This window comes from Haloarcula sp. MBLA0138, from assembly GCF_055632455.1.
On sequence record NZ_CM145746.1, the window covers coordinates 1,096,621 to 1,120,836 of the forward strand.

27 protein-coding genes are annotated in these 24,216 nt (G+C 69.9%); 11 read left to right on the forward strand and 16 right to left on the reverse strand.

Translation table 11 applies throughout. The annotated features are described in order from the left end of the window. Positions 1–78 precede the first annotated feature (78 nt). Positions 79–852 carry a fumarylacetoacetate hydrolase family protein gene (locus tag ACV7JO_RS05735; protein WP_470355381.1) on the reverse strand — a complete coding sequence of 258 codons (774 nt, stop codon included), beginning with the start codon at positions 850–852 and terminating at the stop codon, positions 79–81. A 180-nt stretch (positions 853–1,032) separates the two neighbouring features. Here ACV7JO_RS05735 and ACV7JO_RS05740 point away from each other — a divergent pair, with 180 nt between their 5' ends. Genes ACV7JO_RS05740 through ACV7JO_RS05755 form a run of 4 tightly spaced genes read left to right on the forward strand, consistent with a single transcriptional unit; the run spans position 1,033 to position 4,961 of the window. Beyond that, positions 1,033–1,764, forward strand: a complete 732-nt coding sequence (locus ACV7JO_RS05740; RefSeq protein WP_470355382.1) for a prephenate dehydrogenase — start codon at positions 1,033–1,035, stop codon at positions 1,762–1,764. Next, positions 1,761–3,164 carry a small ribosomal subunit Rsm22 family protein gene (locus ACV7JO_RS05745; protein WP_470355383.1) on the forward strand — a complete coding sequence of 468 codons (1,404 nt, stop codon included), beginning with the start codon at positions 1,761–1,763 and terminating at the stop codon, positions 3,162–3,164. The genes ACV7JO_RS05740 and ACV7JO_RS05745 overlap by 4 nt, the downstream gene beginning before the upstream one ends. Before the next feature lie 55 nt (positions 3,165–3,219). Then, positions 3,220–4,008, forward strand: a complete 789-nt coding sequence (surE, locus tag ACV7JO_RS05750; protein ID WP_470355384.1) for a 5'/3'-nucleotidase SurE — start codon at positions 3,220–3,222, stop codon at positions 4,006–4,008. Positions 4,009–4,028: 20 nt separating this feature from the next. Next, entirely contained in the window at positions 4,029–4,961 is a 933-nt protein-coding gene (locus tag ACV7JO_RS05755; protein ID WP_470355385.1) for a DMT family transporter, read from the forward strand. A 5-nt stretch (positions 4,962–4,966) separates the two neighbouring features. On the opposite strand, the gene ACV7JO_RS05760 is transcribed toward ACV7JO_RS05755, so the two are convergent. The 3 genes from ACV7JO_RS05760 to ACV7JO_RS05770 are packed head-to-tail and all read right to left on the reverse strand — an operon-like array spanning position 4,967 to position 6,901. Beyond that, a complete protein-coding gene (locus ACV7JO_RS05760) occupies positions 4,967–5,425 on the reverse strand; it encodes an arsenate-mycothiol transferase ArsC (protein ID WP_470355386.1) in 459 nt (152 codons plus the stop codon). A 28-nt stretch (positions 5,426–5,453) separates the two neighbouring features. Continuing rightward, complete coding sequence (arsB, locus tag ACV7JO_RS05765) at positions 5,454–6,512, reverse strand: ACR3 family arsenite efflux transporter (RefSeq protein WP_470355387.1); 1,059 nt, start codon at positions 6,510–6,512, stop codon at positions 5,454–5,456. Then, entirely contained in the window at positions 6,509–6,901 is a 393-nt protein-coding gene (locus ACV7JO_RS05770) for an ArsR/SmtB family transcription factor (RefSeq protein WP_470355388.1), read from the reverse strand. Before ACV7JO_RS05770 ends, arsB begins: the two co-directional genes overlap by 4 nt. 282 nt (positions 6,902–7,183) lie before the next feature. Here ACV7JO_RS05770 and ACV7JO_RS05775 point away from each other — a divergent pair, with 282 nt between their 5' ends. Then, positions 7,184–7,498 (forward strand): hypothetical protein, encoded by a 315-nt coding sequence (locus ACV7JO_RS05775; RefSeq protein ID WP_470355389.1) that lies wholly within the window; start codon positions 7,184–7,186, stop codon positions 7,496–7,498. 29 nt (positions 7,499–7,527) lie between these two features. Here ACV7JO_RS05775 and ACV7JO_RS05780 read toward each other — a convergent pair whose 3' ends face one another. Both ACV7JO_RS05780 and ACV7JO_RS05785 read right to left on the reverse strand, forming a co-directional pair. Further along, entirely contained in the window at positions 7,528–7,821 is a 294-nt protein-coding gene (locus ACV7JO_RS05780) for a chorismate mutase (protein WP_470355390.1), read from the reverse strand. Then, on the reverse strand, positions 7,818–8,693 hold the full coding sequence (locus tag ACV7JO_RS05785) for a shikimate kinase (RefSeq protein WP_470355391.1): 876 nt from the start codon (positions 8,691–8,693) through the stop codon (positions 7,818–7,820). Before ACV7JO_RS05785 ends, ACV7JO_RS05780 begins: the two co-directional genes overlap by 4 nt. Before the next feature lie 111 nt (positions 8,694–8,804). Between ACV7JO_RS05785 and ACV7JO_RS05790 the strand changes: the two genes are divergently transcribed. Next, positions 8,805–9,242 (forward strand): DUF5796 family protein, encoded by a 438-nt coding sequence (locus ACV7JO_RS05790; protein ID WP_470355392.1) that lies wholly within the window; start codon positions 8,805–8,807, stop codon positions 9,240–9,242. 19 nt (positions 9,243–9,261) lie between these two features. On the opposite strand, the gene ACV7JO_RS05795 is transcribed toward ACV7JO_RS05790, so the two are convergent. Continuing rightward, positions 9,262–9,396, reverse strand: a complete 135-nt coding sequence (locus ACV7JO_RS05795; protein WP_470355393.1) for a DUF7128 family protein — start codon at positions 9,394–9,396, stop codon at positions 9,262–9,264. Positions 9,397–9,481: 85 nt separating this feature from the next. Between ACV7JO_RS05795 and ACV7JO_RS05800 the strand changes: the two genes are divergently transcribed. Beyond that, the gene (locus tag ACV7JO_RS05800; RefSeq protein WP_470355394.1) at positions 9,482–11,611 is read left to right on the forward strand and encodes an AAA family ATPase; all 2,130 of its coding nucleotides are present in this window, start codon (positions 9,482–9,484) and stop codon (positions 11,609–11,611) included. Between the two features lie 168 nt (positions 11,612–11,779). On the opposite strand, the gene ACV7JO_RS05805 is transcribed toward ACV7JO_RS05800, so the two are convergent. Then, positions 11,780–14,335 carry a DUF7827 domain-containing protein gene (locus ACV7JO_RS05805; protein ID WP_470355395.1) on the reverse strand — a complete coding sequence of 852 codons (2,556 nt, stop codon included), beginning with the start codon at positions 14,333–14,335 and terminating at the stop codon, positions 11,780–11,782. Positions 14,336–14,490: 155 nt separating this feature from the next. Here ACV7JO_RS05805 and ACV7JO_RS05810 point away from each other — a divergent pair, with 155 nt between their 5' ends. Further along, positions 14,491–16,062, forward strand: coding sequence for an aldehyde dehydrogenase family protein (locus ACV7JO_RS05810; RefSeq protein WP_470355396.1), 1,572 nt, complete (start codon positions 14,491–14,493; stop codon positions 16,060–16,062). A 253-nt stretch (positions 16,063–16,315) separates the two neighbouring features. On the opposite strand, the gene ACV7JO_RS05815 is transcribed toward ACV7JO_RS05810, so the two are convergent. The 5 genes from ACV7JO_RS05815 to ACV7JO_RS05835 all read right to left on the reverse strand — a co-directional run bounded on the left by ACV7JO_RS05815 (position 16,316) and on the right by ACV7JO_RS05835 (position 19,294). Next, positions 16,316–17,353 carry a DUF4349 domain-containing protein gene (locus tag ACV7JO_RS05815; RefSeq protein WP_470355397.1) on the reverse strand — a complete coding sequence of 346 codons (1,038 nt, stop codon included), beginning with the start codon at positions 17,351–17,353 and terminating at the stop codon, positions 16,316–16,318. 79 nt (positions 17,354–17,432) lie between these two features. Beyond that, the gene (locus tag ACV7JO_RS05820; protein WP_470355398.1) at positions 17,433–18,251 is read right to left on the reverse strand and encodes a carbon-nitrogen family hydrolase; all 819 of its coding nucleotides are present in this window, start codon (positions 18,249–18,251) and stop codon (positions 17,433–17,435) included. Between the two features lie 25 nt (positions 18,252–18,276). Then, positions 18,277–18,708 (reverse strand): SRPBCC family protein, encoded by a 432-nt coding sequence (locus ACV7JO_RS05825; protein WP_470355399.1) that lies wholly within the window; start codon positions 18,706–18,708, stop codon positions 18,277–18,279. A gap of 38 nt (positions 18,709–18,746) precedes the next feature. Then, entirely contained in the window at positions 18,747–18,971 is a 225-nt protein-coding gene (locus tag ACV7JO_RS05830) for a DUF7123 family protein (RefSeq protein WP_470355400.1), read from the reverse strand. Positions 18,972–19,063: 92 nt separating this feature from the next. Continuing rightward, entirely contained in the window at positions 19,064–19,294 is a 231-nt protein-coding gene (locus tag ACV7JO_RS05835) for a DUF7525 family protein (protein WP_470355401.1), read from the reverse strand. A gap of 167 nt (positions 19,295–19,461) precedes the next feature. On the opposite strand from ACV7JO_RS05835, the gene aglJ reads away from it, so the two are divergent. Further along, the gene (gene aglJ, locus ACV7JO_RS05840; RefSeq protein ID WP_470355402.1) at positions 19,462–20,466 is read left to right on the forward strand and encodes an S-layer glycoprotein N-glycosyltransferase AglJ; all 1,005 of its coding nucleotides are present in this window, start codon (positions 19,462–19,464) and stop codon (positions 20,464–20,466) included. A gap of 70 nt (positions 20,467–20,536) precedes the next feature. On the opposite strand, the gene ACV7JO_RS05845 is transcribed toward aglJ, so the two are convergent. Both ACV7JO_RS05845 and ACV7JO_RS05850 read right to left on the reverse strand, forming a co-directional pair. Then, positions 20,537–20,863, reverse strand: coding sequence for a hypothetical protein (locus tag ACV7JO_RS05845; RefSeq protein WP_470355403.1), 327 nt, complete (start codon positions 20,861–20,863; stop codon positions 20,537–20,539). Between the two features lie 42 nt (positions 20,864–20,905). After that, positions 20,906–21,262, reverse strand: coding sequence for a winged helix-turn-helix transcriptional regulator (locus ACV7JO_RS05850; RefSeq protein ID WP_470355404.1), 357 nt, complete (start codon positions 21,260–21,262; stop codon positions 20,906–20,908). Positions 21,263–21,398: 136 nt separating this feature from the next. Between ACV7JO_RS05850 and ACV7JO_RS05855 the strand changes: the two genes are divergently transcribed. Beyond that, positions 21,399–21,818: a DoxX family protein gene (locus ACV7JO_RS05855; protein WP_470355405.1), complete on the forward strand. Its 420-nt coding sequence runs from the start codon at positions 21,399–21,401 to the stop codon at positions 21,816–21,818. An 85-nt stretch (positions 21,819–21,903) separates the two neighbouring features. Next, the gene (locus ACV7JO_RS05860; protein ID WP_470355406.1) at positions 21,904–23,553 is read left to right on the forward strand and encodes a rhomboid family intramembrane serine protease; all 1,650 of its coding nucleotides are present in this window, start codon (positions 21,904–21,906) and stop codon (positions 23,551–23,553) included. 9 nt (positions 23,554–23,562) lie between these two features. Here the strand turns inward: ACV7JO_RS05860 and ACV7JO_RS05865 are convergent, their stop codons facing one another. After that, entirely contained in the window at positions 23,563–24,189 is a 627-nt protein-coding gene (locus ACV7JO_RS05865; protein ID WP_470355407.1) for an METTL5 family protein, read from the reverse strand. Positions 24,190–24,216 lie beyond the last annotated feature (27 nt).

Genomic DNA, 24,216 nt, shown 5'->3' on the forward strand with positions numbered 1-24,216 from the left:
GGGGTCACCGGTGCGCTTTCCGCAGACGGTCTCTGTCGGCGCGGTCCCGAGAGAAGCGGCTTCGTTGCGGTCCCGAACTCAGGGGATGTTGACTGAGTGCCGGAGCGTCCCGACGCCCTCGACCTCGATTTCGACGGTGTCGCCGTCCGACAGCGGGCCGACGCCCTCCGGGGTCCCGGTGGCGATGACGTCGCCGGGTTCGAGCGTCATGTACTCCGTTATCTCCGCGACGAGTTCCTCGACGGGGAAGATGAGGTTCTCGATGGTCGAGGACTGTTTGACCTCGCCGTTGACGCGGCTCTCGACGGTGGCGTCGTCGGGGAGGTGTTCTGGGGTCGCCACCAGCGGGCCGATAGGACAGGCGTTGTCGAAGGCCTTCCCGCGGACCCAGTTTTGCTCCTTGTTCTGGTCGTCGCGGTTCGAGATGTCGTTGACGCAGGTGTAGCCGGCGATGACGTCCTCCGCGCCCGACTCGGAGACGTTCTTGCACTGCTCGCCGATAACGACGCCGAGTTCGGCCTCGAAGTCGATGCGCTCTTTGCCCGCCGGGAGCGTGAGGGTTTTACCGTGGGAGGCGACGGCGTTCGGTCCCTTGAGGAACAGCATCGGCCGGTCGGGGAGGTCTGACCCCATCTCGTCGGCGTGGTCGGCGTAGTTGCGCCCGATACAGACGATTTTCGTCGGCTCGCAGGGCGGGAGGATGTCCACCTCCTCGGGCGCGTACGTCTCGTCGCCGAAGGCGATGCGGCCGTACGGGCCAGCGGCCGCGGTGACGACGGGGTCGCCGTCCTCGACGGTCCAGCGGCCGCCGCGGACGTTGCCCGCCGTGTCGCGGAATCGAACGCGTTTCATACGTCTGCCCTCACGTGGCCGACGGATAAGCGTTTAGGAGGGGTCAACCGCGTCAGGCGGTCGGCTTCGACGGCTGTCTACGCTCGATTCGTCGACTGTAGCATCGCCGGTGCGCGCCCGGTCGCCGCCGGTCCGGAGTGACCGAACCGCTTTTGAAAGGTGACCGGCTACGGTGGGGCGATGAACGTCCTCGTCGTCGGTGCCGGCGCGATGGGTCGGTGGTTCGGGCAGACCCTCCGCGAGCACGCGGACGCCACGCTCGCGTTCGCCGACACCGACCGGACCGCCGCCGAGGACGCCGCGGCCGCCGTCGGCGGGCGGGCCGTCCCGACCGACACCGACGAGCGGTTCGCCCTCGTCTGCGTGGCCGTGCCGATGCCCGTCGCCGCGGCCGCCGTCGAGTCCTCCGCCCCGCTGGCCGACGGGGCGCTGGTCGACGTGACCGGGAGCATGGCCGGCCCGCTGGCCGCGATGCGCGAGGCCGCACCCGACCGCGGACGGCTCAGCCTCCATCCGCTTTTCGCCCCCGACAACGCGCCGGGCAACGTCGCCGCTATCACCGACGCCGACGCCGAGGCCGTCGCCGCGGTCCGGGAGGCGCTCTCGGCTGCGGGCAACGACGTGTTCGAGACGACGGCCGCCGAACACGACGCGGCGATGGAGACGGTGCAGGCGGCGGCCCACGCCGCCGTCCTCGCGTTCGCGGCGGCCGCCGACGACGTGCCCGAGCGCTTCGACACCCCGGTCTCGGCGGCGCTGTTCGAGTTGGTCGAGCAGGTCACCGGCGGCGACGCCCGCGTCTACGCCGACATCCAAGCGGCCTTCGACGGGGCCGACGACGTGGCCGTGGCCGCCCGCCGGCTGGCCGACGCCGACCGCGAGGCCTTCGCCGCCATCTACGAGGAGCTATGAACGACGAGACACGCGAGCAGGTCCGCTCGAACGCGAAGTACCTCCGGAACGTCCGCCCGGTCGACCCCGAGGAGATATTCGAGTACGTCGAGGGCCAACCCCACCCGGGGGTCGTCCGGCGGGTGCTCCGCGAGGAGGCCGTCGACCTCGGCCTCGTCGAAAACGCGGACGGCGCGTTCGTCCCCGCCCCGGAGGGGCCACTCTCGGCCCGGTTCCGCGGCGTCGAGGCGCTCCCCCGCGAACACGACCGTCGCGTCCGGGACCTGCTCGTCGAGACCTACGGGCCCGAGTGGTACGACGGCGAGAGCGGCGACCGCCTCCGCGAGCGCATCCGCGACATCAAGGAGCGGTACCTCCGGGGCTCGGACGTGGCCTACGACGACCTGAGCGCCCACGGCTACGCCATTTACCACCTCGCGGACTACTACGCCGTCGCCCAGTACGTCCTCGCAGGGCTGGCCGCCGACGGCCTGCTCCCCTCGCGGCTCCGCGTGCTGGACGTGGGGGCCGGCGTCGGCGGGCCGGCGCTGGGCCTCGTCGACCTGCTGCCCGACGACGCCCTGCTGGAGTACCACGCCGTCGAGCCCAGCGCGGCCGCCGGCGTCCTCGAACACCTGCTGGAACCGACCGGGCCGACGGTCGACTGGACGGTCCACCGCGAGCGCGCCGAGGCCTTCGCCCCCGACGGCACGTACGACCTCGTCCTGTTCGGGAACGTCCTCAGCGAACTCGACGACCCCGCGGCCGTCGTCGAGCGGTACCTCGACGCCGTCGCCCCGGACGGCTCGCTGGTCGCGCTCGCGCCGGCCGACCGGAACACGGCGACCGAACTGCGCGCGGTCGAGCGCGCGGTCGCCGACGACGGCCCCGCGACCGTCTACGCCCCGACGGTCCGGCTGTGGCCCCACCAGCGCCCCGAGAGCGAGTCGTGGTCGTTCGACCGCAAGCCCGACCTCGACACCCCCGAGGTCCAGCGCCGCCTCGACGACGCCGCCGGCGGGACCGGCGAGTTCGTCAACGTCGACGTGCAGTACGCCTACGCCGTGTTGCGCCGCGACGACCGGCGCGCCATCGACGTGACCCCCGACCGCGGGACCCACGCGCCGATGGCCGACGCCGACGGCAACGTCACCGACCGGGTGAACCTGCTGGCGGTCAAACTCAGCCACGATCTCTCCGAGTCGGCGGAAGCCAACCCGCTCTTTCTGGTCGGCGACGGGAGCCAAGCGGTCGACCACTTCGCCGTCCGCACGGAGCCCTCGGCGCTGAACGAGGACCTGCTAGCCGCCGACTACGGCGACCTCCTCTCGCTGCAGAACGTCCTCGTCCTCTGGAACGACGACGAGGCGGCGTACAACCTCGTTGTCGACGCCGAGACCGTGGTCGACCGGGCCCGCTGACCGGCCCGTCCGCCCCGAGCGGTGGGCTTTTCTCCCGGAGGGCCACAGGATGGGTATGGACGAGGAGCCGTCACTCCTGCTGACGAACGACGACGGCATCGAGAGCGCCGGCCTGCGCGCGCTGCGGGACGGGCTTGACGCGGTCGCCGACGTGACCGTCGTCGCGCCCGCCGAGGACCAGAGCGCCGTCGGTCGGGCCATCTCCCACGAGGTCGCGGTCAGGGAACACGACCTCGGCTACGCCGTCGACGGGACGCCGGCGGACTGCGTCGTCGCGGGACTGGAGTCGCTCGTGCCCGAGACGGACCTCGTGGTCGCCGGCTGCAACCGGGGCGCGAACCTCGGCGCGTACGTCCTCGGCCGGTCCGGGACCGTCAGCGCCGCCGTCGAGGCGACCTTCTTCGACGTGCCCGCGATGGCGGTCTCGATGTACATCCCCGTCCGGGAGGACACCGCCTTCGCCGACATTGAGGCCAACGGCGACAGCTACGGCGAGGCCGTCGCGGCCTCGGCGTATCTCGCCGACCATGCCATCGACGCCGGTGTCTTCGATCAGTGTGACTACCTCAACGTCAACGCGCCCGTCGCCGAGTGGGGACCGGCCCCCATCGCGGTGACCCGGCCGTCCCGGCTCTACAAGATGGACGCCGTGCGCGACGGCGACGCCGTGACGCTGCACGACCGCATCTGGGAGGACATGGCCGAGGGCGACATCCCCGACCCCGAAGGCACCGACCGCCGCGCCGTCGTCGACGGGAAGGTCAGCGTCTCGCCGCTGACGGCCCCGCACAGCACGGAACACCACGAGGCGCTGGACGCGCTAGCCGAGACCTACGACCGGTAACCCCGCCTCCGCCGCCCACCATGCGCCTCCGGAACCCGCTCCTGTTCGTCTTCCTCGCCGCCGTCTGGGGGAGCGCCTTCACGGCCATCAAGGCCGGCTTGGCGTTCTTCCCGCCGGTCCTGTTCGCCGCACTCCGGTACGACTTCGCCGGCGTGCTTATGCTCGCCTACGCCGGCTACGCGACCGAGCGGTGGCGACCGCACTCCCGGGACGAGTGGACGCTCGTCGCCGTCGGCGGCGTCTTCATGATAGCCGCCTACCACGCCTTCCTGTTCGTCGGCGAGCAGGGGACCACCAGCGCGCTCGCGGCCATCGTCGTGAGCCTCATGCCGGTGCTCACGACCGGGTTCGCCAGACTCTTCCTCCCCGAGGAACGGCTGACGCCGCTTGGCGCGCTCGGCTTGCTCGTCGGCTTCGTCGGCGTGGTCGTCCTGAGCCGGCCGGAACCCGGGAACCTACTGGACCCCCGGACGGTCTCGATGGCGCTGGTCTTCCTCGCCGCCCTCTCCTTTGCCCTCGGGAGCGTCCTCACGCGGCGGGTCGAGGCCGACCTCCCCATCGAGACGATGGAGGCGTGGTCGATGGTGCTGGGCGCGGTGCTGTTACACGGCGCTAGCCTCGCCCTCGGCGAGTCGGTCCGCGCCGTCCGGTGGACAAGCGACGCCGTCCTCGCGCTGGGCTACCTCGTCGTCGTCGCCAGCGCGCTTGGCTTTCTGGTCTACTTCGACCTGCTGGACCGACTCGGTCCCATCGAGATAAACTTCGTCTCCTACGCCGCGCCCGCCGCCGCCGCGCTGACGGGCTGGCTCTACCTCGACGAGGTGCTCGCGCCGCTGGACGTCGTCGGGTTCGGCGTCATCGTCGTCGGCTTCGCGCTTCTGAAACGCCGGGCGCTTGCCGACGAACTCGCACCGTTGGTCGAGCGAGTCGGTCGGTGGCGAACGGGCTCTTGAGGCCGCTACGCGTCGGCCGCGACCTCGTCGAACAGCGCGCTCACGCGGGCCGCGACGGCGTCGCGTATGTCGCGGACGCGCTTGATGTCGCGTCCGTCGGGGTCGTCGAGCGCCCACTCGCGGACCGTCACGTCGCCCTCGACGCCCCCGATATCGAGCGTCGAACAGCCCATCGTCGCCACGTAGTCACACTCGCGGAGTTCCGCGACGGGTATCTCGCGCGGGGTGCGGTCGGCGATGTCGACCCCCACCTCGGCCATCGCGTCGACGACCACCTCGTGGACGCGGTCCGCGGGGCGGGTCCCGCCGGTTCGGAGGGCGACCGCGTCGCCGAGGCCGCGGCGTTCGACCTCTCGCTGGGCGAACGCGAACGCCATCTGGCTCCGGCCGGCGTTCTGGACGCAGACGAAAGCGATTCGGACGGGGCTGTTCTCGGAGTCGGGGTCGGCGGTAGAGTCGGTCATGGTTTCGTTGAAGTCTCTCTGTGGCTGGTCAGTCGGTGTAGGTCGGGCCGCCGGCCTCCGCGCGGTCGGCGTCGGCGAACAGGCGGTCCCGCGTCGCCAGCGCGACGCGAACGAGCGCCAGCATCACCGGGACCTCGATGAGCGGGCCGACGACCGTCGCCAGCGCGACGTTGCTGCCGATACCGAAGACGGCGACGGCGACGGCGATAGCCAGTTCGAAGTTGTTCGACGCGGCGGTGAACGCGACGCTGACGCTCTCGGTGTAGTCGAAGCCGGCGAGCGCGCCGACGCCGTAGGCGACGGCCCACAGACCGACGAAGAAGACGAACAGCGGGACCGCGATGAGTACGATTTCGCCGGGGTTCGAGACGATGTAGTCGCCCTTGAGCGCGAACATCACGACGACGGTAAACAGCAGGCCCAACGAACCCAGTGGGCCGATACGCGGTACGAACCGCCGGTAGTAGGCCTCGCGACCGACCGTCCGGAACGCCACCGCCTGCGTGAGATAGCCAAGCGCGAGGGGGAGCCCGAGGAAAACGAGCACCATCTGCGCGATGAGTCCCATCGAGACGGCCACCGTCGTCCCGCGCAGGACCGTCAGAAACAGGAACGCGTACGGCACGAACAGGAGAATCTGGAGGAAGCTGTTCACACCGACGCAGACGGCACACAGCTCCTGATTGCCCGCGGCGAGTTCGTTCCAGACGAGCACCATCGCGATGCAGGGAGCGATGCCGACGATGATGAGGCCGGTCACGAACTCCGGGTGGCCGTCGAGGAAGAACACGGCGAGGCCGTACATCGCGACGGGGGCGACGAGCCAGTTGAACGCGAGCGTCAGCCCGATCTCCCGCCGCGCCGTCCGGGTGACATCGGGCACACGGCCGTAGTCGATTTCCGCCATGATGGGGAATATCATCACGAACAGCCCGAGAGCGATGGGGAGGCTCGTGCCGTGCCACGTCACCGCGTCGAGCAGCTCCCCGATACCCGGAACGAGGCGGCCGAGCGCGACGCCGCCCGCCATCGCGACCCCTATCCAGACCGTGAGGTAGCGGTCGAGAACGCCGAGGTCGCCGCTCACGCCGCACCCGCCCCGCGGTCGGCGGTCGCAAAGAGCGCGTCGGCGAGCGCGGTCGAAGTGTAGTACCGCCAGTTACCGTCCTTCCGGCGAGTGACGAGACCGGCGTCCACGAGGTCGGCGAGGGCGTGGCTGACCGCGCTCTCGCTCACGTCCACGAGGGGTTCGAGTTCGCAGACGCAGAGCGCCTCGCCGGCGACGGCGAGCGCGCGGGCGAGGCGGTAGCGCGTCTCGCTCCCGAGCGCGGCGAAGGCGGGCCGGGCCGCGTCGTCGCCGAACGCCGAGTCCGCGAGCGCTTCGAGTTCGTCCACCCGTTGCTCCACGTCGGCGTCACAGCACTCCCCGAGTTCGTCGGCGAGGAGCCGTCGAATCCGCGTCGTTGACTCTCCCATCGACACTCGATTGAAACAGCGTTCATATAGCTCTTCCCATATGAATCTAAGTTCAGGTAGTCGGCGCTCGCCGGGACACTCGCGTCCCGGAACGGCGCTCAGACACGGACTCCCGTACGGTCGTCGTCGCGGCTGCTGTTACAGACACCGTATCTCTCCACCTTTTACAAAATTCAGGCGTGTTTACCGTCTACTTCACAGCCCCTCGTGAGAACGCTTATCTACGAATGGTGTCTATCTACTGGCACTACTGTGACAGTTCGGGGCGAGCGAGTGCGGTGGGTGGTAGCAACAGTCGGCATCGGAATCGCAATTCTCGCGTTCGCCCGTTACCCGACTGTAACCGTCGTAGGGGTCTCAGTACCGGTCGGTCTCGTCACTGGCGTCGTCGCGGGATCGCTTTTGCTCCCGTCGGTTACCGAGCAGTACCGCGATGGCGAACGGCGGGAGGCACTCCAGTGGGGCCTGTTCGGCGTTGGAGTTCCGTTGTCGCTGACAGCGACCCCGGTCGTCCGTGAGATCGGACTGCTTGCTATCGTCGGGAGCGCCGGACTCGCGTGGGGACTCGACGCACGAGTCCGCGATACCGTCCGATAGAACTGGTCAGTACACGGTTCCAGTGTGAGCTACCTGTTCTCCCGCTGCTCGACCTTGTTCAGTTCGATGAGCAGTCGGAAGACGGCCTTCACGAGGTTCGAGTCCACGTCGAACCGCTCGGCGTTCTCGCCGGCGCGGTCCATCACGGCCTGTTCCTGTGTCTCGTCGGTCGTGGGCAGGCCCTGCTCGGCTTTGACATGGGCGATGGTGTCGGCAACGTACGTCCGCTGGGCTATCTTCTCGACGATTTCGCGGTCGATGGTGCGTATCTCCTCGCGCAGTTCGTCGAGACTCATGTCCTCGGGGTCCGGGTTCTGGCTCATACTGTGTGGGTTCCCTCTGTCTGTGTCGTGGTCAGCAGCGTCGTGCCGGGCCGGTCGTCCCAGCGCTCGCGGACGGCCTCCAAGGCGTCGCGGTCGCCGACGGCGGTAAAGGAGGGGCCGGTTCCGGACAGCGAGACGCCGGCGACGCGGGGCATCGCTTCCAGCAGCGGCTCCGTCTCGAAGCCGAGCGCGGCGCAGAAGGCCAGCCCGTTGACGGTCATCGCCTCGGCGTAGCGCCCGTCCAAGGCGAGGTCGGCGACGAGGTCGGCCATCGGCGCGACCTGTTGGCACCGCTCGATGTCGGCGTCGGCCGAGAAGGAGCGCTCGGGCGGCGTCCAGACCAGCACGTCCCAGTCGACCTCGTCGCGGGCTAGCAGGTCGTCGTCGCCGTTGTCGGTGACGGTGACGCCCCCCAGCATCGACGCCGAGGCGTCGTCGAACGCGCCCGTGGCCGTGACGCCGGCGTCGCGGGCCGCCATCACGCCCAGTCGGGCCATGTCCTCGCGGGTCATCCGGTCGGTGGCGTCGAGCGCGTCCAGCGTCGCCATGACCGTGGCGTTGGCCGCGGCGCTGGAGCTTTTCAGGCCCGACGCCATCGGCACCTCGCTCTCTGTGCGGACGTGTCCGCCGACGACCGGCGTCGAGACGACCTGCGGGCCGCCGTGGGCGTCGACGACGTACTCGACGCAGCGCTCGACCAGCCCGGTGTCGGCGTCGGGCGCGCCGGCCACCTCGCCGGTGAACCGCTCCTCGTCGGTCCACAGCTCCACGGTCGCCGTGGTGTACTCGTCGATGGCGAACGCCGAACCGCGCCCGTTTGCGAGCGCGTTCAGCACCGTTCCCGCCGCCGGCGCAGCAGCCGTGCCTTCCATCAGTGGATTCTCCCGCGCCGTGGTATTTACTATCTGCGGAACCGGCGGGCCGGACTGCCGGCACGGCCCCGACAGCGCGTCGCTTTTCAGGGGGCGGGCGAATGGGGACGTATGAGCAATCGCTCGGACGTGCCCCCGGACACGCTGTCGGTCGAACTGACCGAAGACGGGGTCGGTGTCGAGTACCTCGACGGACGGACGGCCTTCTACCGCGGCGTCCCGCACCGGGCCGAGGGCAGCGTCCGGACGGCACCGGGGAAAGACGCCCACGTGCTGATAACCGACGGGACGGAGACCTCGGGCATCCTCGTCTACGTCAACGACCTCCGGACCCACGACGACATCCTCGAAGGCTCCGGCGTCGGCCGGGTCATGCTCGACGACGGCGCAGAGGACGAGCTGTTCCCCGGCGTCACGGTCCGCGCCGACCAGTTGCGCACCGAGGTCGAGGTCGACTTCGACGTGACCGACGGCCGCGTGTTCGTCTTCGAGGAGGACGAACTCGGCGAGCGGAGCTACGAGATAGTGCCCGAATCCGACAGCGAGTGACGGCGGAAAAGCGGCTCGCTCACTGGATGTACGAGGGGTCTTCCTCGTCGCAGTTGGTCTCGTGCTGGCGCGCGTCGTCGCGGTCGTCGAACATCAGTCCGCACGTCTCGCACTTGTACCACGTCACGTCGTCACGTTCGGTAGTGACTACCATGTGAGTGGCTCCGACCGCCTGCTGTATATCCTTTTCGCGCGACACAACGGGAACCCTCAAGGGGACCGGACGGCAAGCGAGTGGTATGAGCGGGCCGAGCGAGGACGGCGTCGTCGTGACAGTCGAGGGAGCCAACAAGCGCGACGCCGGCCGCGGTATCGCGCGGCTCCCCGAGGCAGTCCGGAGCGAACTCGGGGTGTTGAGCGGCGACCCGGTTCTCGTCGAGGGCGAAGACGTCACCGTCGTCAAGGTGTGGCCGGCCGACGAGGACGGCGCGTTCGTCCGCGTCGACGCGGACACGCGGGCCAACGCCGGCGTCAACATCGGCGACGAGGTGCGAGTCAGCGCCGGGTCGGTCACGCCCGCGACCGCGATAACCGTCCAGCCGGCGACGCCCCTGCCGGGCACCGACGAGTACGAGTTCACCGTCCGGGAACGGCTCGTCGACCGGATGGTGCAGGCCGACGAGCGGGTCCACGTCGAGGGGCTTGGGACGCTGCTGGTCCGCGAGACGACCCCGGACGGCCCGGTGCGGGTTACCGGAACGACCGACGTGACGGTCCGGTCGCGGGCGGCCAGCGAGGACACGGGCCGACAGTCGACGCCGACCGCGGCGTCGGCCGGGGCCGCCGACGACGGCACCGACGCGCCGGCGACGCCCGAGCGGACCAGCTACGAGGACATCGGCGGCCTCGACGAGGAACTCGACCGCGTCCGCGAGATGATAGAGGTCCCGCTCTCGCGGCCTGAGGAGTTCCGCCGCCTCGGCGTCGACCCGCCCAGCGGCGTCCTGCTGTACGGCCCGCCGGGCACCGGCAAGACGCTCATCGCCCGCGCCGTCGCCAACGAGGTCGACGCCTACTTCGACACCATCTCCGGTCCGGAAATCGTCTCGAAGTACAAGGGCGAGAGCGAGGAGCGCCTGCGGGAGGCCTTCGACGAGGCGGCCGCGAACGCCCCGGCCATCCTGTTCGTCGACGAGATAGACTCCATCGCCGGCTCCCGCGACGAGGACGCCGACATGGAGAACCGCGTGGTCGCCCAACTGCTCACGCTGATGGACGGGCTGGAGGACCGCGGCCGCGTGGTGGTCATCGGCGCGACCAACCGCGTCGACGCCGTCGACCCCGCTCTGCGCCGGGGCGGACGCTTCGACCGCGAGATAGAGGTCGGGGTCCCCGACGAGAGCGGCCGCCGGGAGATTCTGGACGTTCACACCCGCGAGATGCCGCTGGCCGACGACGTGGAACTCGACCGCATCGCCACGCAGACCCACGGCTTCGTCGGCGCGGACCTCGACGCGCTGACGACGGAGGCCGCGATGGGCGCGCTCCGGCGGGACGAGGACGGGCCGGACGTGACCCGCGCCGACTTCGAGGAGGCCCTCGCCACCGTCGAGCCCTCCGCGATGCGGGAGTACGTCGCCGAGTCGCCGACCGTCTCCTTCGACGACGTGGGCGGCTTGGACGAGGTGAAGGCGACGCTGACCGAGACGGTCGAGTGGCCGCTGTCCTACGGTGACCTCTTCACCGCGACGAACACCGACCCGCCGAGCGGCGTCCTGCTGTACGGTCCGCCCGGCACCGGCAAGACGCTGCTCGCGCGGGCCATCGCCGGCGAGAGCGGCGTGAACTTCATCCACGTCGCCGGCCCGGAGATAATGGACCGCTACGTCGGCGAGAGCGAGGAGGCAGTCCGCGAACTGTTCGAGCGCGCCCGCCAGACCGCGCCGAGCATCGTCTTCCTCGACGAGATAGACGCCATCGCCGGCCACCGCGGGCAGGGCAACGAGGTGACCGAGCGGGTCGTCTCCCAACTGCTCGCCGAACTCGACGGCGTCACCGAGAACCCCAACGTCGTCGTGCTGGCGGCGACGAACCGCCGGGACATGATAGACGACGCGCTCCTGCGCCCGGGCCGACTCGAACAGCACGTCGAGGTGCCCGACCCCGACGCCACGGCCCGCGAGGAGATTCTGGCGGTCCACACCGCGGGGAAGCCGCTGGCCGAGGACGTGTCGCTGTCGGACCTCGCCGCGGCCACCGAGGGCCTCTCGGGCGCTGAACTGGCGGCTGTCGTCCGCGAGGCGTCGATGCTCGCCATCCGCGAGGTGGCCGACGAACTCGGCCCCGCGGAGGCCAGCGACCGCACCGACGAGGTGGTCCTCACCGCCGCGCAGTTCGAGACGGCGCTGGACCGCGAGCGCGACCGCTGAGCCAGCGCCGCGGGTGGCCACGGCAGTTCGCCCGCGACAGGTCACGGCAGTTCGCCATTTTCAGGCCGCTTCCGGCCGTTCGCCCGCATTTTCCGTGACTGTCCGGAGAAGTATCTCGCCGAGCGTGGCGCGCAGTGAGGAGGGCGCTTCGTCGGGGACCTGCGTCAGTTAGCTGTCGCGGCGAGCGGCCAGCAACGCGGCGGCGAGGAGGGCGGCGACGGCGGCGACGGCGGTGAAGCCCGGCCCGGCCGCCATCGTGAGGCCGTTCTCCGCCTCGTCGCCGGTGGTCGTGGCGAGCGGTTCGCCGACTGCCTCGTCGGCGTCGGCCGCGGTCTGCTCCGCGGTCACTCGCGCCGTCTCCGTCGCGGTCGGTTCGTCGGTCGGCTCCGCGGTCGCGGTCTCGGTGACGGCGTTCGCGTCGGCGTCGTCCGCGGCTTCGGTGTCGGTCTCCGTGTCGTCGTCGGTCGCCGCGACGACGCGCCCGTCCGCGCCGGAACCGAGGCTGTCACCGTCAGTGTCGAGGACGGCCGCGTTGAAGTTCGTGCCCGCCGACGCGTCGCTCATGTCGGCCGTGGCGGTGACCGTCCCGTCGGGGGCGACGGCCGCGTCGGGACGGCGGACGAACGGGTCGGACCGGCTCTCGGACCGGAGGTAGAGTGCCAGTTCGGTCCCGGGTGCGACCGTCGTCGTCCCGGTGACGGACTGGTTGGTGGCGGGCCGGACGGTCACCGACCCGTCGGTCGCGTCGATGGCCGCGTCCCGCTCCGTGACGGTGTAGCCGACCTCCGCGTCGCCGTCGGTCAGCGACGCGGCGTCCGTGAGTTCGAAGGTCGCCGTGAGTTCGTCGTCCTCGTCGTCGTCGCGTATCGTCGCCCCGCTCTCGTAGGTCGACTCCGCGAGTTCGACGGCGACGAAGTACGTGTCGTTGTCGGAATCCGGGACGACGACCACGTTGTCGCCGTCCAGCGCCAGCGCGTCGTTCTCGGCGTTCGCGCCGACGCTCGTTCGCTCGACGGAGAGGGAGAGCGCGCCACCGTCTGCGGCTTCGAGGAACGCGGTCGTGGCGTCGCTCGCGCCCGCGACGCCGGTCCAGTACTCCAACACGCCCTCGATGCCGGAGGCGTTGATTCGGTGGACGACGATGTCGCCGGCAGCGACCTCGTCGCTCCGTGTGAGGGTCGTCCCGACGCGGTCGTACACGCCCACGTCGTCGGCCGCGAGTTCGGCGTCCCGCGGCGCGACCCAGCTACTGACGTTCGCCACCGAGCGCTCTTGGAGGCGGAGGACGCCGGCGTCGTCGGCGGCGTCGTGCTTGGCCGTGCCGGCGGTCGCGTTCATGTCGTAGTCGGTCGCGTCCAGCGCCTCCTTCGAGACGTTGATTCGCTCGAACGACCCGCGCTCGCGTACGTCGGTTATCTCGTCGTCGCCCGCCGCGCTGAGCACGTCGCTCGCGGCGACGCTGTCGTTCCCGCTGTTGGGAACGCCCGCGAGGTAGCTGTTGAACTGGACGGTGACCTCGCCGTCGCCGTCGTCGTCGGTGATGTGGCCCTCGACCGCGTAGTGGTCCTCCGTCGCGTTGCCGATGACGACGAAGCCGTCGTCGGTGCCGTCGAGCCGGTACGTGACGTTGACCACGTCGCCGCGCTCGTCGACGACGACGTTGTCGGCGAAGCGTACGTCGCCCTCCGAGGGGTCGGTGACGGTTATCTGGTCCGAGGAGGCCGTGATGCCGGTCCGGAGGTCCGTCACCTCGACGGTGTAGGGGGCGTCCTCGGCGGTTCGGTTCCCGAAGTCGACCTCGACGGGGTCGTCGCCGTCGAGTTCCGTGACGACGCTGTCGACCTCGTCGTCGTCGCCGTCGAGCAGCGTCACCTCCGCCTTCGCGCCGCCGCGGATGGTCGTCACCTCGGCGACGATGTCGTCCGCGGTGGTGAGGTTGCCGTCGGCCTCGACGGCGAGGCTGAGGTTGCCGGTCCGGAACCCGGCCGTGTCGCTGTCGGTGGTGATGTCGTACTTCCGCTCGGTGTCGAGGTTCGACGTGTCGTAGACGTAGACCTGACTGTGCTCGGTGTAGCGCTCCAGCAGCAGGAGAGTCCCGTTTTCCGCCTCCAGATGGAACGCCGTGTCGGGGCCGGGGTCGGTGTCCTCGACGGCGACGACCTCGCCCCGGAAGACGTTCGGGTACGACCGCTCGCCGGCGTCGGCGGTCACCGTGCGCGAAGTCACGTCGATGTCCGTCGCGGTGACGGAGCCGCTACCGAAGTCCGTGAGCGCGACCGTCAGGTTCCGGGTCGGCGTTACGTCGCTTGTGAGGTCGATTTCGACCCGGCCGGTGGTGCCGTCTCGGTCGATGCCCCCAACTAGCGTGTCGGACACCTCGTCGCCATCGACGTACACGTCGAGTTCGTCGGTCCCGTCCAGCCCGTTCGCCACGGAGTCGTTCAGCGCCAGTTCTATCGTACTGCCGTCGCTGGCGGCGGAGTACTGGACCGCCTGCTCGACGCTGACGTTCGCGGCGGCCGCCGCGCCGCCCGAGAAGGCGACGGTACCGGCGAACACCGAGAACACCAGCAACACCGTGAGAAACAGGCTCCGGAGCTTGTCGTTCGTCCCCGCGACAGCCCGTGTCGTCTCGCTGTCGGTCGGTACAGGTGCTTTCCCGCGCTCTCGGAGCGGGTACTCACCCCGGTTCGGTTCGGCCGCGGTATCGGAATCGCGTACCATGTTGTTTAGGGCAGCCTAAATAATCCATATAGCTTGCGATATTTAGGCTAGCCAAAAAACGTGTGGTTCCGCCGGGCAGGGACACATCGGGACGCTCGTAAAGTGTGTTGCCATGTGGCACACGACTTATCAGCGTCGGCGGAGTATATCGTGGTATGTCACACCACACCAATAACGTACTCGGCCACTACATCGACGGGGCGTGGGACGACGGCGACGGGACGGACACCTTCGAGTCGCTGGACCCGGCGACGGGCGAGACGCTCGTGACCGTCCGGACGGGCGTCCCCACGGACGTAGAGCGCGCGGTCACCGCCGCCTGCGACGCTTTCGAGGAGTGGCGGGCCCTGTCGTACGTCGACCGCGCGGAGTACCTCTGGGAGGTGTTTCGCGAACTCCGGGACCGGACGGACGAACTCGGCGAAGTAGTCACCCGCGAGTGCGGCAAGGAGATAAGCGAGGGGCGGGCCGACGTGGTCGAGGCCGCCCACATGGTTGAACTGGCCGCGGGCAACGCCCGCCGTCCCCACGGCGACGTGGTCCCCAGCGAGATAGCCAGCAAGGACGCCTACATGCGCCGGAAACCCAACGGGGTCGTGGGCTGTATCACGCCGTGGAACTTCCCGGTCGCCATTCCCTTCTGGCACATGGCCGTCGCGCTGGTCGAGGGCAACACCGTCGTCTGGAAGCCCGCCGAACAGACGCCGTGGTGTGGCCGCATCGTCGCCGAGATGTTCGCCGACGCCGGCGTCCCCGACGGCGTGTTCAATATGGTTCAGGGCTTCGGCGAGGCCGGCAACGCCGTCGTCGAGGACGACCGCGTCGACACCGTCCTCTTCACCGGTAGCGCCGAGGTCGGCCACCGCGTCGACGAGAAACTCGGCGGCCGGCCGGGACGCAACGCCTGCTGTGAGATGGGCGGGAAAAACGCCGTCGTCGTTACGGAGACAGCCGACCTCGACATTGCCCTGCACGCGGCGGTCATGTCGGCGTTCAAGACGACCGGCCAGCGCTGTGTCTCCGCCGAGCGACTGGTCGTCCACGAGAGCGTCTACGACGAGTTCAAGTCCCGGTTCGTCGACCTCGCCGCGGCCGTGACCGTCGGCGACCCGCTCTCGGAGTCGACGTTCATGGGGCCGCTGGCCGACCGGGACCAAGTCGCCAAGTTCCGGCGGTACAACGCCCTCGTCCGCGACTCGGACGCGACGGTGCTGGTCGACCGCGAGGACCTCGCCAGCGGCGAGATTCCCGACGACACCGCGGCCGTGACCGCGGCGGACGACCGGGGCGGGAGCTTCGAAAACGGGCACTGGGTCGGCCCGTTCGTCTACGAGGTCGACGCCGACACCGACCTCCGCGCGTTCCGCGAGGAGGTGTTCGGCCCCCACGTCGCGCTCGTCGAGTACGAGGGGCGCGTCGACCGCGCCATCGAGATACACAACGACACCGACTACGGCCTCGCCGGCGCTATCGTGGCCGACGACTACCGGCAGATAAACCGCTACCGCGACCGCGCCGAGGTCGGCCTCGCGTACGCGAACCTCCCCTGTATCGGCGCGGAGGTCCAACTCCCCTTCGGCGGCGTCAAGCAGTCCGGCAGCGGACCGCCACACGCCCGCGAGGTCGTCGACGCGGTCACCGAACGGACCGCGTGGACCGTCAACAACAGCCGCGACATCGAGATGGCACAGGGGCTGTCGGCGGAGATTCACACCGACGGGGACTGACTAGCGCAGTCGCTCGGGAAACGAGATCGAGTGAAGAAGGCTGTCCGGACAGCCTTCGGGCGAGCGACGCCGTGGCCGAGCAGCGAGACGGGCTGTGATACCGGCATCGACGTGAAAAGCGCCTTGCCGGCACCGACTCGTAGCGAGTCCACACGCAAAAAAGGCCCGGTGTCGAGCCGCCGGGGCGACTCGGCCGTCGGACCGCGGCCTGTCGACCGTGGGACCGCTGCGACGGGGCGGCCGACGCGCGTGGCTATTCCGTCCGGTCGTCGGCCGCCCCGTCGGCGTCGTCGTCCGATACGTCGCCGCCGCTTTCGGCGGTCGAGCCGCCCGTCTCGTCAGGTTCGTTCTCGGCCGCCGTCGCGTCGGTCGGTGGCTCCGTGGTCGGTTTGGCATCGCTACCGACGAACGGCAGCCCGCGGCGGCGGACCCAGTAACGGACCCCCACCGCGGGCACGGCCAGCACGCCGAGCCACGGCAGGACCCCGGCGGTCGTCACCAGCGCCGCGCGGCCGAAGACGTACACGTCGGTCACCGAGCGCAGGAAGACGGCGCTCAGGGACTGCTCGTGGTACTGGGTGTGGGTCGCGGCGAAGTCAGGAGCTGGCTCCCGCAGTTCCACGCGGAGCGTCGAGTACTCGACGCGCTGTTCGAGCGAGCGCTGTTGGGCCTGCAGGCGCTCTATCTCGCCTTGCACGCTCGATAGCTCCTCCTCGATGCGGAGCAGTTCCTCGGTGTCGTTGGCCCGCTCGTAGAAGCCCCGGAGCCGGTCCCGGCGCTGGCGGAGGTTCGCCAGCCGCGCTTCGAGGTCGACCAGTTGGTCAGTCACGTCCTCGGTCTGTGTCTCCTCGAACCGGACGGTCCCCCGGGCCGCGGCGTCGTCCTGCATGGCCTCGTACTCCTCGCTCGGAATCCGGAGGACGACGGAGCCGGTGTACCAGCTCTCGGTTCCGTCGCGGTGGCGCTCCTGACTGGAGTCGCTGACGTAGCCGCCGTAGGCCCGGGCCTGCGCCGCGAGCGCGGCGCGGCTCCGCGAGAAGTTCGATACCTCGACGACCATCCGCCCGCTGCGGACGATGGCTCGCTGTTGGGCCGCGGCGCTCGGCTGGACGCTCCCGTCGCTCGCGGCGTCGCCGCCCCCGCCGTCGCCGCCTGTCTGTGCCGCCTGCTGACCGCTCTCGGCGGCCAGTTGCGCGCCGTCGCCGCCGCCGCTGGCGTCGGTCCCGGCACCGGCACAGCCGGCAAGGACGAGCAGCACCGCGGCCGCGACGACCCGGAGTGTTCTCGACATGACACCCGACTGTCTCTCGCCCGACGGTATAGTCGCGCTGGACGCTCAAAGCGCGCTTTTTGTGAAAGAGCGACTGGAGCTACCGGGCGTCGCCGCGTCGGTCGTCGAGCGCCGGGAACTCCTCGCGGACCCGCGCGACGCGCTCGGGGTCGACCGTCGCGGTGACCAGCGCCGGCTCGTCGGCCGAACTCGCCACGGCCGTCCCCCACGGGTCGTACACCGTCGAGCGGCCGAGCAGTTCATCGTCCGCGAACGAGCCGACGCCGTTGGCCGCGCCCACGTACATGAGGTTCTCGGCCGCCCGCGCTCTCGGGAACAGCCTCCAGTGTTCGACGCGGGGGTAGGGCCACGCGCTCGGGACGAGCGTCAGCGTCGCGCCGGCGTCGACGAGCCGCCGGTACAACTCGGGAAAGCGGAGGTCGTAGCAGGTCGTCACGCCGACGGTGTGGCCCTCGAACTCGACGGTGGGGAGCCGCCGGCCCGGTTCGAGGAGCCGCGCCTCCGTGGAGTCGTACCCGAACAGGTGCTGCTTGCGGTACACCGCCAGCCGGTCGCCGTCGCGGCCGAAAAAGACCGCCGTGTTCGCCAGTCCCGACTCCGCCGGCACGTCGTGGCCGGCCGCCGCGCTCGCGTCGAGGTCCTCGACGACGGAGCCGGCCAGCAAGCCGACACCGTGGTCCTCGGCCGTCGCTCGGAGGGTCGTGAGCGTCTCGCCGTCCAACCCCTCGGCACGGCGGGCGTAGCTATCGAACGCGAAGTAGCCGACGGTGAACAGCTCCGGGAGGACGACGAGGTCGGCGCCGTCGGCCGCCGCCCGCTCGACGGCGTCGGTCGCACGGTCGACGTTACGCGACACGTCGCCGGGTTCGATTTCGAGCTGCGCGAGTGCGAGCTTCATACGACCACTTCGGGGCCGCCAAGCTTCAGGCTTCTACTTCGAGTTCGTCCCGGAGGGCCTGTTCGAGGTTCTGAAGCTCTGCGTCGAGGTTCCGCTTGAAGAAGCGCTCGACGCCCGGGAGCCGGCCGTCGACGACGAACCGGTTCGTCAGCTCCGTCCCGCCGTCGTCGGTCGGCGATAGCTCGTGTTCACCCTGTACCCGCATCACCTTCGAGCGGCCGACGAAGCGGACGTACTCCGGGCGGCGGCGCTCGACGTCTTCGGTCTCGACGGCGAGTCGTCGGTCGATGACGGGGATGGGGAGCTTGAGCGACCACGTCGCGTGTCGCTCGTCGGTCACGTCCCAGTCGACGACGACGCTTATCGGACGGGCGCGCTTGTCCGGGTCGGTGATGAACTCCCAGACGCGCTCCGGCGGTGCCGACACGGTCATCGTTCGCTCGACCCGGACGGTCATGTCTCAGACTGTGGACTACTCCCCGATGAATCCACCGACTAACTCGTCGTTACCCGCCACGTCGTCGAGCGGGCACGCCCCCACTTCTCGATGTCGACTTCCTCGGCCTCCTCGGCGAGGCGCGGGAGCCGCGCGCCGACCTGCTTCGACGAGAGGCCGAGCTGTTCAGCGATGTTCTTTGCGCGGAAGTAGCTCTCGCCGCGCGCGACGCTGTCCCGGAGGTGTTCGAGGATGCGCCGGTCCTCCTCGCTGAAATCGACCATACGAAAACAAGGGGACGAGAACGTTTAACGGTTCCTTTCGTCGCCCGTCGAGCCGCGTTTTGACGGGCGTCTGTACGGCACTGAGGCCGGCGTCAGGCGTCGTAGGCGTGGATGGCGACGAGCGAAAGCGCGGCCGCCAGCATCGCCACGCCGAAGGCGATGCCGCTGGTCAGTTGGAGGGTCCCCGTGCCGACGCCGAGGGCGTGTTTTATCGCGTAGTCGTAGGCCGTGACCGTCGACGCCAGCGCCGCGCCGACGGCGACGAGGCCGAACAACAGTCCGAGGCCCAGACCCATGTCCGACTGCGAACCGGTCGATGTCATGTCTCTCCGTTCCGTCGTTGCCCACTTAGTTCATTCGGGCCGCTCGCCCGCGAGCCACGGGCAGTCCGCCGCCGCCGAGGGCACAGCGGTCGCTACCGACCCGCTACCGGCGGCCGCGCGGGCGGAGACCCGTGGATATTTCACCCCGCGTGGTGGACGTTCGGGCAATGGCCGACCGTGACGACGTCTGCGTGTTGCTGCCGACGTACAACGAGGCCGAGACTATCGGCTCGGTCGTCACCGGCTTCCGCGAACAGGGGTTCGACCACGTGCTCGTCATCGACGGCGGGTCGACCGACGACACCCGAGCTGTCGCGGAGTCCGCCGGCGCTCGCGTCGTCGAGCAGCAGGTCGGCGGCGAGGGGTCCGGGAAGGGGCAGGCCGTCCGCGAGGCCGTCGAGCGCCACGTCGAGCGCCCGTACGTCCTGCTCGCCGACGGCGACTCGACCTATCGCCCCGACGAGGCCGACCGGATGCTCGAACCGCTGTTTTCCGGGCGGGCCGAACACGTCATCGGCAACCGCTTCGCGGACATGCAACCCGGCGCGATGTCACGGCTGAATCAGGTCGGGAACCGCGTCATAAACTGGGCGTTCGGCGTCATCCACGGGCGACAGCTGACCGACATCCTCTCGGGCTACCGGGCGTTCACCCGCGAGTCGTTCCTCGGGCTGTCGCTGTCGGCCGAGGGGTTCGGCATCGAGACGGAGATGGCCGTCGAGTGCGTCAAACACAACGTCCGGACCGCAGTCGTCCCGGTCACCTACGAGCCCCGGCCCGACGAGTCCGAGACGAACCTCCGGCCGTTCCGCGACGGGGCGACCATCATCGCCACGCTCTACCGGATGGCCAAGACCAACAACCCGCTGTTTTACTTCGGGAGCGTCGCCTTCGGCTCCATCGGAACCGGCGTCGCGCTGGGCGCGTACGTCGCCTACGACTGGGTCGTCAACAACACCTCTCACGAGGTCATCGCGCTGGTCGGCGGCGTCGCCATCCTGCTGGGCCTCCAGTTGCTCATGTTCGGCGTCCTCTCGGACCTTATCGTCGCGGTCAACCGCGAGCAGACGCGCCAACTGGAGGACATCGCGGAGAAGCTCTCCGAGGCGTCGTCGGACCGTGACACGGAGGCCGACGGGACCGCGGTCCCGTCGGGCGACGCCGAGGACTGAACGGTGTCGCCGTCGTCGGTTCGACCGCGTGCCGGGGGTCAGCGCCCGTAACCGGCTACCGTTGCGCCGCTCAGAACGGGACGAGCGACCGCAACTGCGAGAGGAGACTGTTGCTCGTGGCCTCGCGCTTGCGCTCGAACACGGGGTGGAGGGCGTTCAGTAGCTCCTGTTCGTTCTCGAACTCCCGGCGGTCGGCCTCGGCCAGCGCGTCCTCGACGGTGACGGAGTGGCCCGTCGCGTCGAACGGGACCTCGATGTGTCCGGCGACGCGGCTGACCTCGGCGGTGCTCGCGGGATACTCTATCTCGATGTCGGTCAGTCGCGCGTCGAGGGCGGGTATCCCGAACTCGATGACGTCGGGTTCGTCGCTGTCGTCGGCAGGTGGCCGTACTCCCATTGCCGGTGTGCAGGAGGCGCTCGGTAGAAAAGGCTGTGCTGTCTACCGGGCGCACTCCGCCAGCCACTCCTCGGCCCAGTCGGTTATCTCCTCGAAGACGGGACACAGCGACTCCCCCTTGGGCGTCAGTCGGTAGTAGGTCGCGACCGGCGCGTCCTCCTCCAGTCGGCGCTCGACGAAGTCCATCTCTTGGAGGTCGTCGAGGACGCGCGAGAGGGTCCGCGAACTCGCGTCGGTCGCGCGCTTGAGTTCGTTGAACCGCCGCTCGCCGTCCTGTAGCTCGTGGAGGACGACGAGACGCCACTGCGAGCCGATCTGTTCCAGCGACTCGACGACGGGACAGGCCCCGGCGTTTTTCTCCTCGGTCTCGGCGGTGTCGGTGAAAGTCTGTGATGACATCGGTGCCACGTGGTATCTCCTATGTCCGGGAACCGATAAATAGGTTCGGATTCGAACCACGTAACGTAATGAAACTACCACTGCTCGCAGTCACGCACCGCACCGAACCGACCGCCGCGACGGAGGAGGGCCGCTGATGGCCTTCGACAGCGCCGGCGCGGCCGCGCTCTTTCTCGTCGGTCGCCTCCTGTTCGGCGGCGTCCTCGCGTTCATGGGCCTGAACCACTTCACGAGCGCCGACGGGATGATACCCTACGCCGAGGCGAAGGGGCTGCCCGCCCCGAGCGCCGCCGTCTACGGGAGCGGGGGCCTCCTCGTGTTCGCCGGTATCGGCGTCGCGGCCGGCCTGTTCCCGGTCCTCGCCGCGGGGGCGCTCGCGGTGTTCCTGCTTGGCTCCGCCGTGACGATGCACGACTTCTGGGCCGTCCCCGAGGACCAGCGACAAGACGAACTGACGCAGTTCCTGAAGAACCTCGTCATGGCCGGCGGCTCGGTCGCGCTGCTCGCGACCGCCGGGAGCGCGTGGCCCTACAGCGTCGGTATCGCGCTGTTCTGAGCGGCCGTCCGCGTGACCGACCCCCGAAGCCCGTCGACCGACAGCGCCGTCAACGATAAGCCCGAGCGGTTCCTCCGTCTCCTGAATGCTTCCGACTGGGTTGCCGAGCGTCCCCCCGTGGCTGCCGGCGCGGGCGCTCGTCACCGCCGCCGTCGTCGTCGCCGTTCTCGCAGGGCTGCGCGCCGTCGCCGGTCGCCGCTCCGGGGACTCCCTCCGGACGACCCTCCTGCTCGGTGTCCCGTGGGGGACGCTCCTGACCGCCGCGGGCGTCGTCGCCGTCTACCTGTTCGTACAGGGCGCGTGGTGGTACGGCCGCCCGCTGGTGACGCCGTTCCGGTCGTGGTCGTACTACTACCCGCTGGGGATGGTAACCGCTGCGTTCACCCACCAGGGCCTCGGGCACGTCACCGGTAACGTCCTCGGGACGCTCGTCTACGGCAGCGTCGTCGAGTACGCGTGGGGACACTACCCGCGACGACGGGGCTCGCAGTCGTTCTCGTCGCCGGCGACCGACCCGTTCGTCCGGGTCCTCGCCGTGCCCGCCGCCTGCGTCGTCGTCGGTCTGTTCACCGCGGTGTTCTCCGTCGGCCCGGTCGTGGGCTTCTCGGGCGTGGTGTTCGCCCTCGCCGGGTTCGCGCTCGTCACTCGGCCGGTGCTGTTTCTCGGTGCGGTGCTGGGCGGCCGAGTCGTCGACGCCGTCTACACCGCGCTCCGGTTCCCCGAGCCGACGCTGGGCGGGCGGACACAGTTCGTCACGCCGTGGTGGGCCGACATCGCGGTACAGGGTCACGCCGTCGGCCTGCTGACCGGCGTCGTCCTCGGGGCGGCGCTCCTGTACGCACGCGGGACCCGCCCGTCGCCGCCGCGGGTCTTCTTCGCGACGCTGGTCTACGCCGTCTCGCAGGGACTCTGGGCCGTCTACCTCCCCGTCGGCGGCGGGCGGTACACCCTGTTCCGGTGGCTCGGCGTCGGCGCGGTGTTCGTTCTCGCGTTGCTCGTCGCCGCGGGGACGGCGGGCACCGACCGTCGACTCCTGCCGCGGTTCGACGGCACCGCGACATCGACGGCGGGGGTCGCGCTGCTCGTCGTCTTCGTCGTGGTCTGTCTCGCCGCCGTTCCGACGAACCTCGCTGTCGTCGAGGGCGGCGACGTACCCGAGGACGGCGTGACCGTCCGGGACTACGTCGTCTCCTACGAGGAGCGCGCCCGCAACGGCTACATCGCCGGCATCCCGGTGCCGTTCCAGACCGACCGGACGACGGTCGACGAGAGCGGCGTCGTCGTCGCCAGTGCGGACCGCGAGGCGTGGATAGTCGCGGTCCCCAAGGGCCGTCTCGCCCTGAACGGGCGCGCGCGGGTCGTCGTCGGCGGCGTCGACTGGCGGGAGACGGTCCGGGTCAACCGGACCGGCTGGACCGTCGTCGGGAACCGCACCGCCTACCGGGTCCAGATGTGGCGGGAGGGCGGCGACCCGCGGACGACCTACACCTCGCCGCCGTCGACGGCCGACGCGACGGTTGCCGGCCGGAATCTCACTCTCATGCCGACCGAGTCCGGCTTCGACGTGGCCGTCAGTCGCGGGAACCGGACGCTGGGAGTGGTCCCACTGCCGGCCAACGGGACCGGGACGCGGGTCGGGGGGCTGACCGTCGAGCGCAACCGCACGCGCCTCTACGCGGCGACCAACAGGACGCGGGTGAGAATCGCCCGCGAGCGCCGGACTCGCCGCGGCTGACCGCGGCGGTCAGGCCCAGTCGATGCGGTACACTTCGGCCGTTATCGTCCGCGTGGCCTCGTCGTGGAAGTCGAACTGCTTCGGGAGGTCGAACTCGGCGGCGAACGCGTGGGTGACCTCGCCGCCCTCGTCGGCGGCGAAAGCGTCGACGAACGACCGACTGCCCTCGTTGTGGACCGAGTAGGAGACGCCGGCGATGTCGGCCGCCGTCCGCAGGAACGCCCGGTCGGCGTGTTCGTTGCCCGACTGCGCGCCGAACGGCGGGTTCATCACGACGGTCGTCTCCGCGCGCGGCGGGTCGAGCGGAACGGCGGTGGCGTCGCCCCGGACCCACGAGACGGGCGTCCGCGTCCCCACCTTCCGCTCGTTCTCCCGGGCCGTCGCCAGCGGCGCGGGGTCGATGTCGAGGCCGACCACTCGGGACGGCGCGCGGAGCGCGGCCCCGAGCGCGAGCATACCGGTGCCACAGCCGAGGTCGACCACCGTCCGGTCCTCGATGTCGCCCTGTAGGTCTGCCGTGTGGACGAGGTGGGCCGCGAGGTCGGGCGGCGTCCGGTACTGTTCGAGGTCGGCGCTCGGGTCCGCGAAGCCGGCGACGACGGCGAGTTGCTGGGCGAGGGCGCTCTTCGTGGGCATCGGCGGAGATACACCCAGTTAATCCTA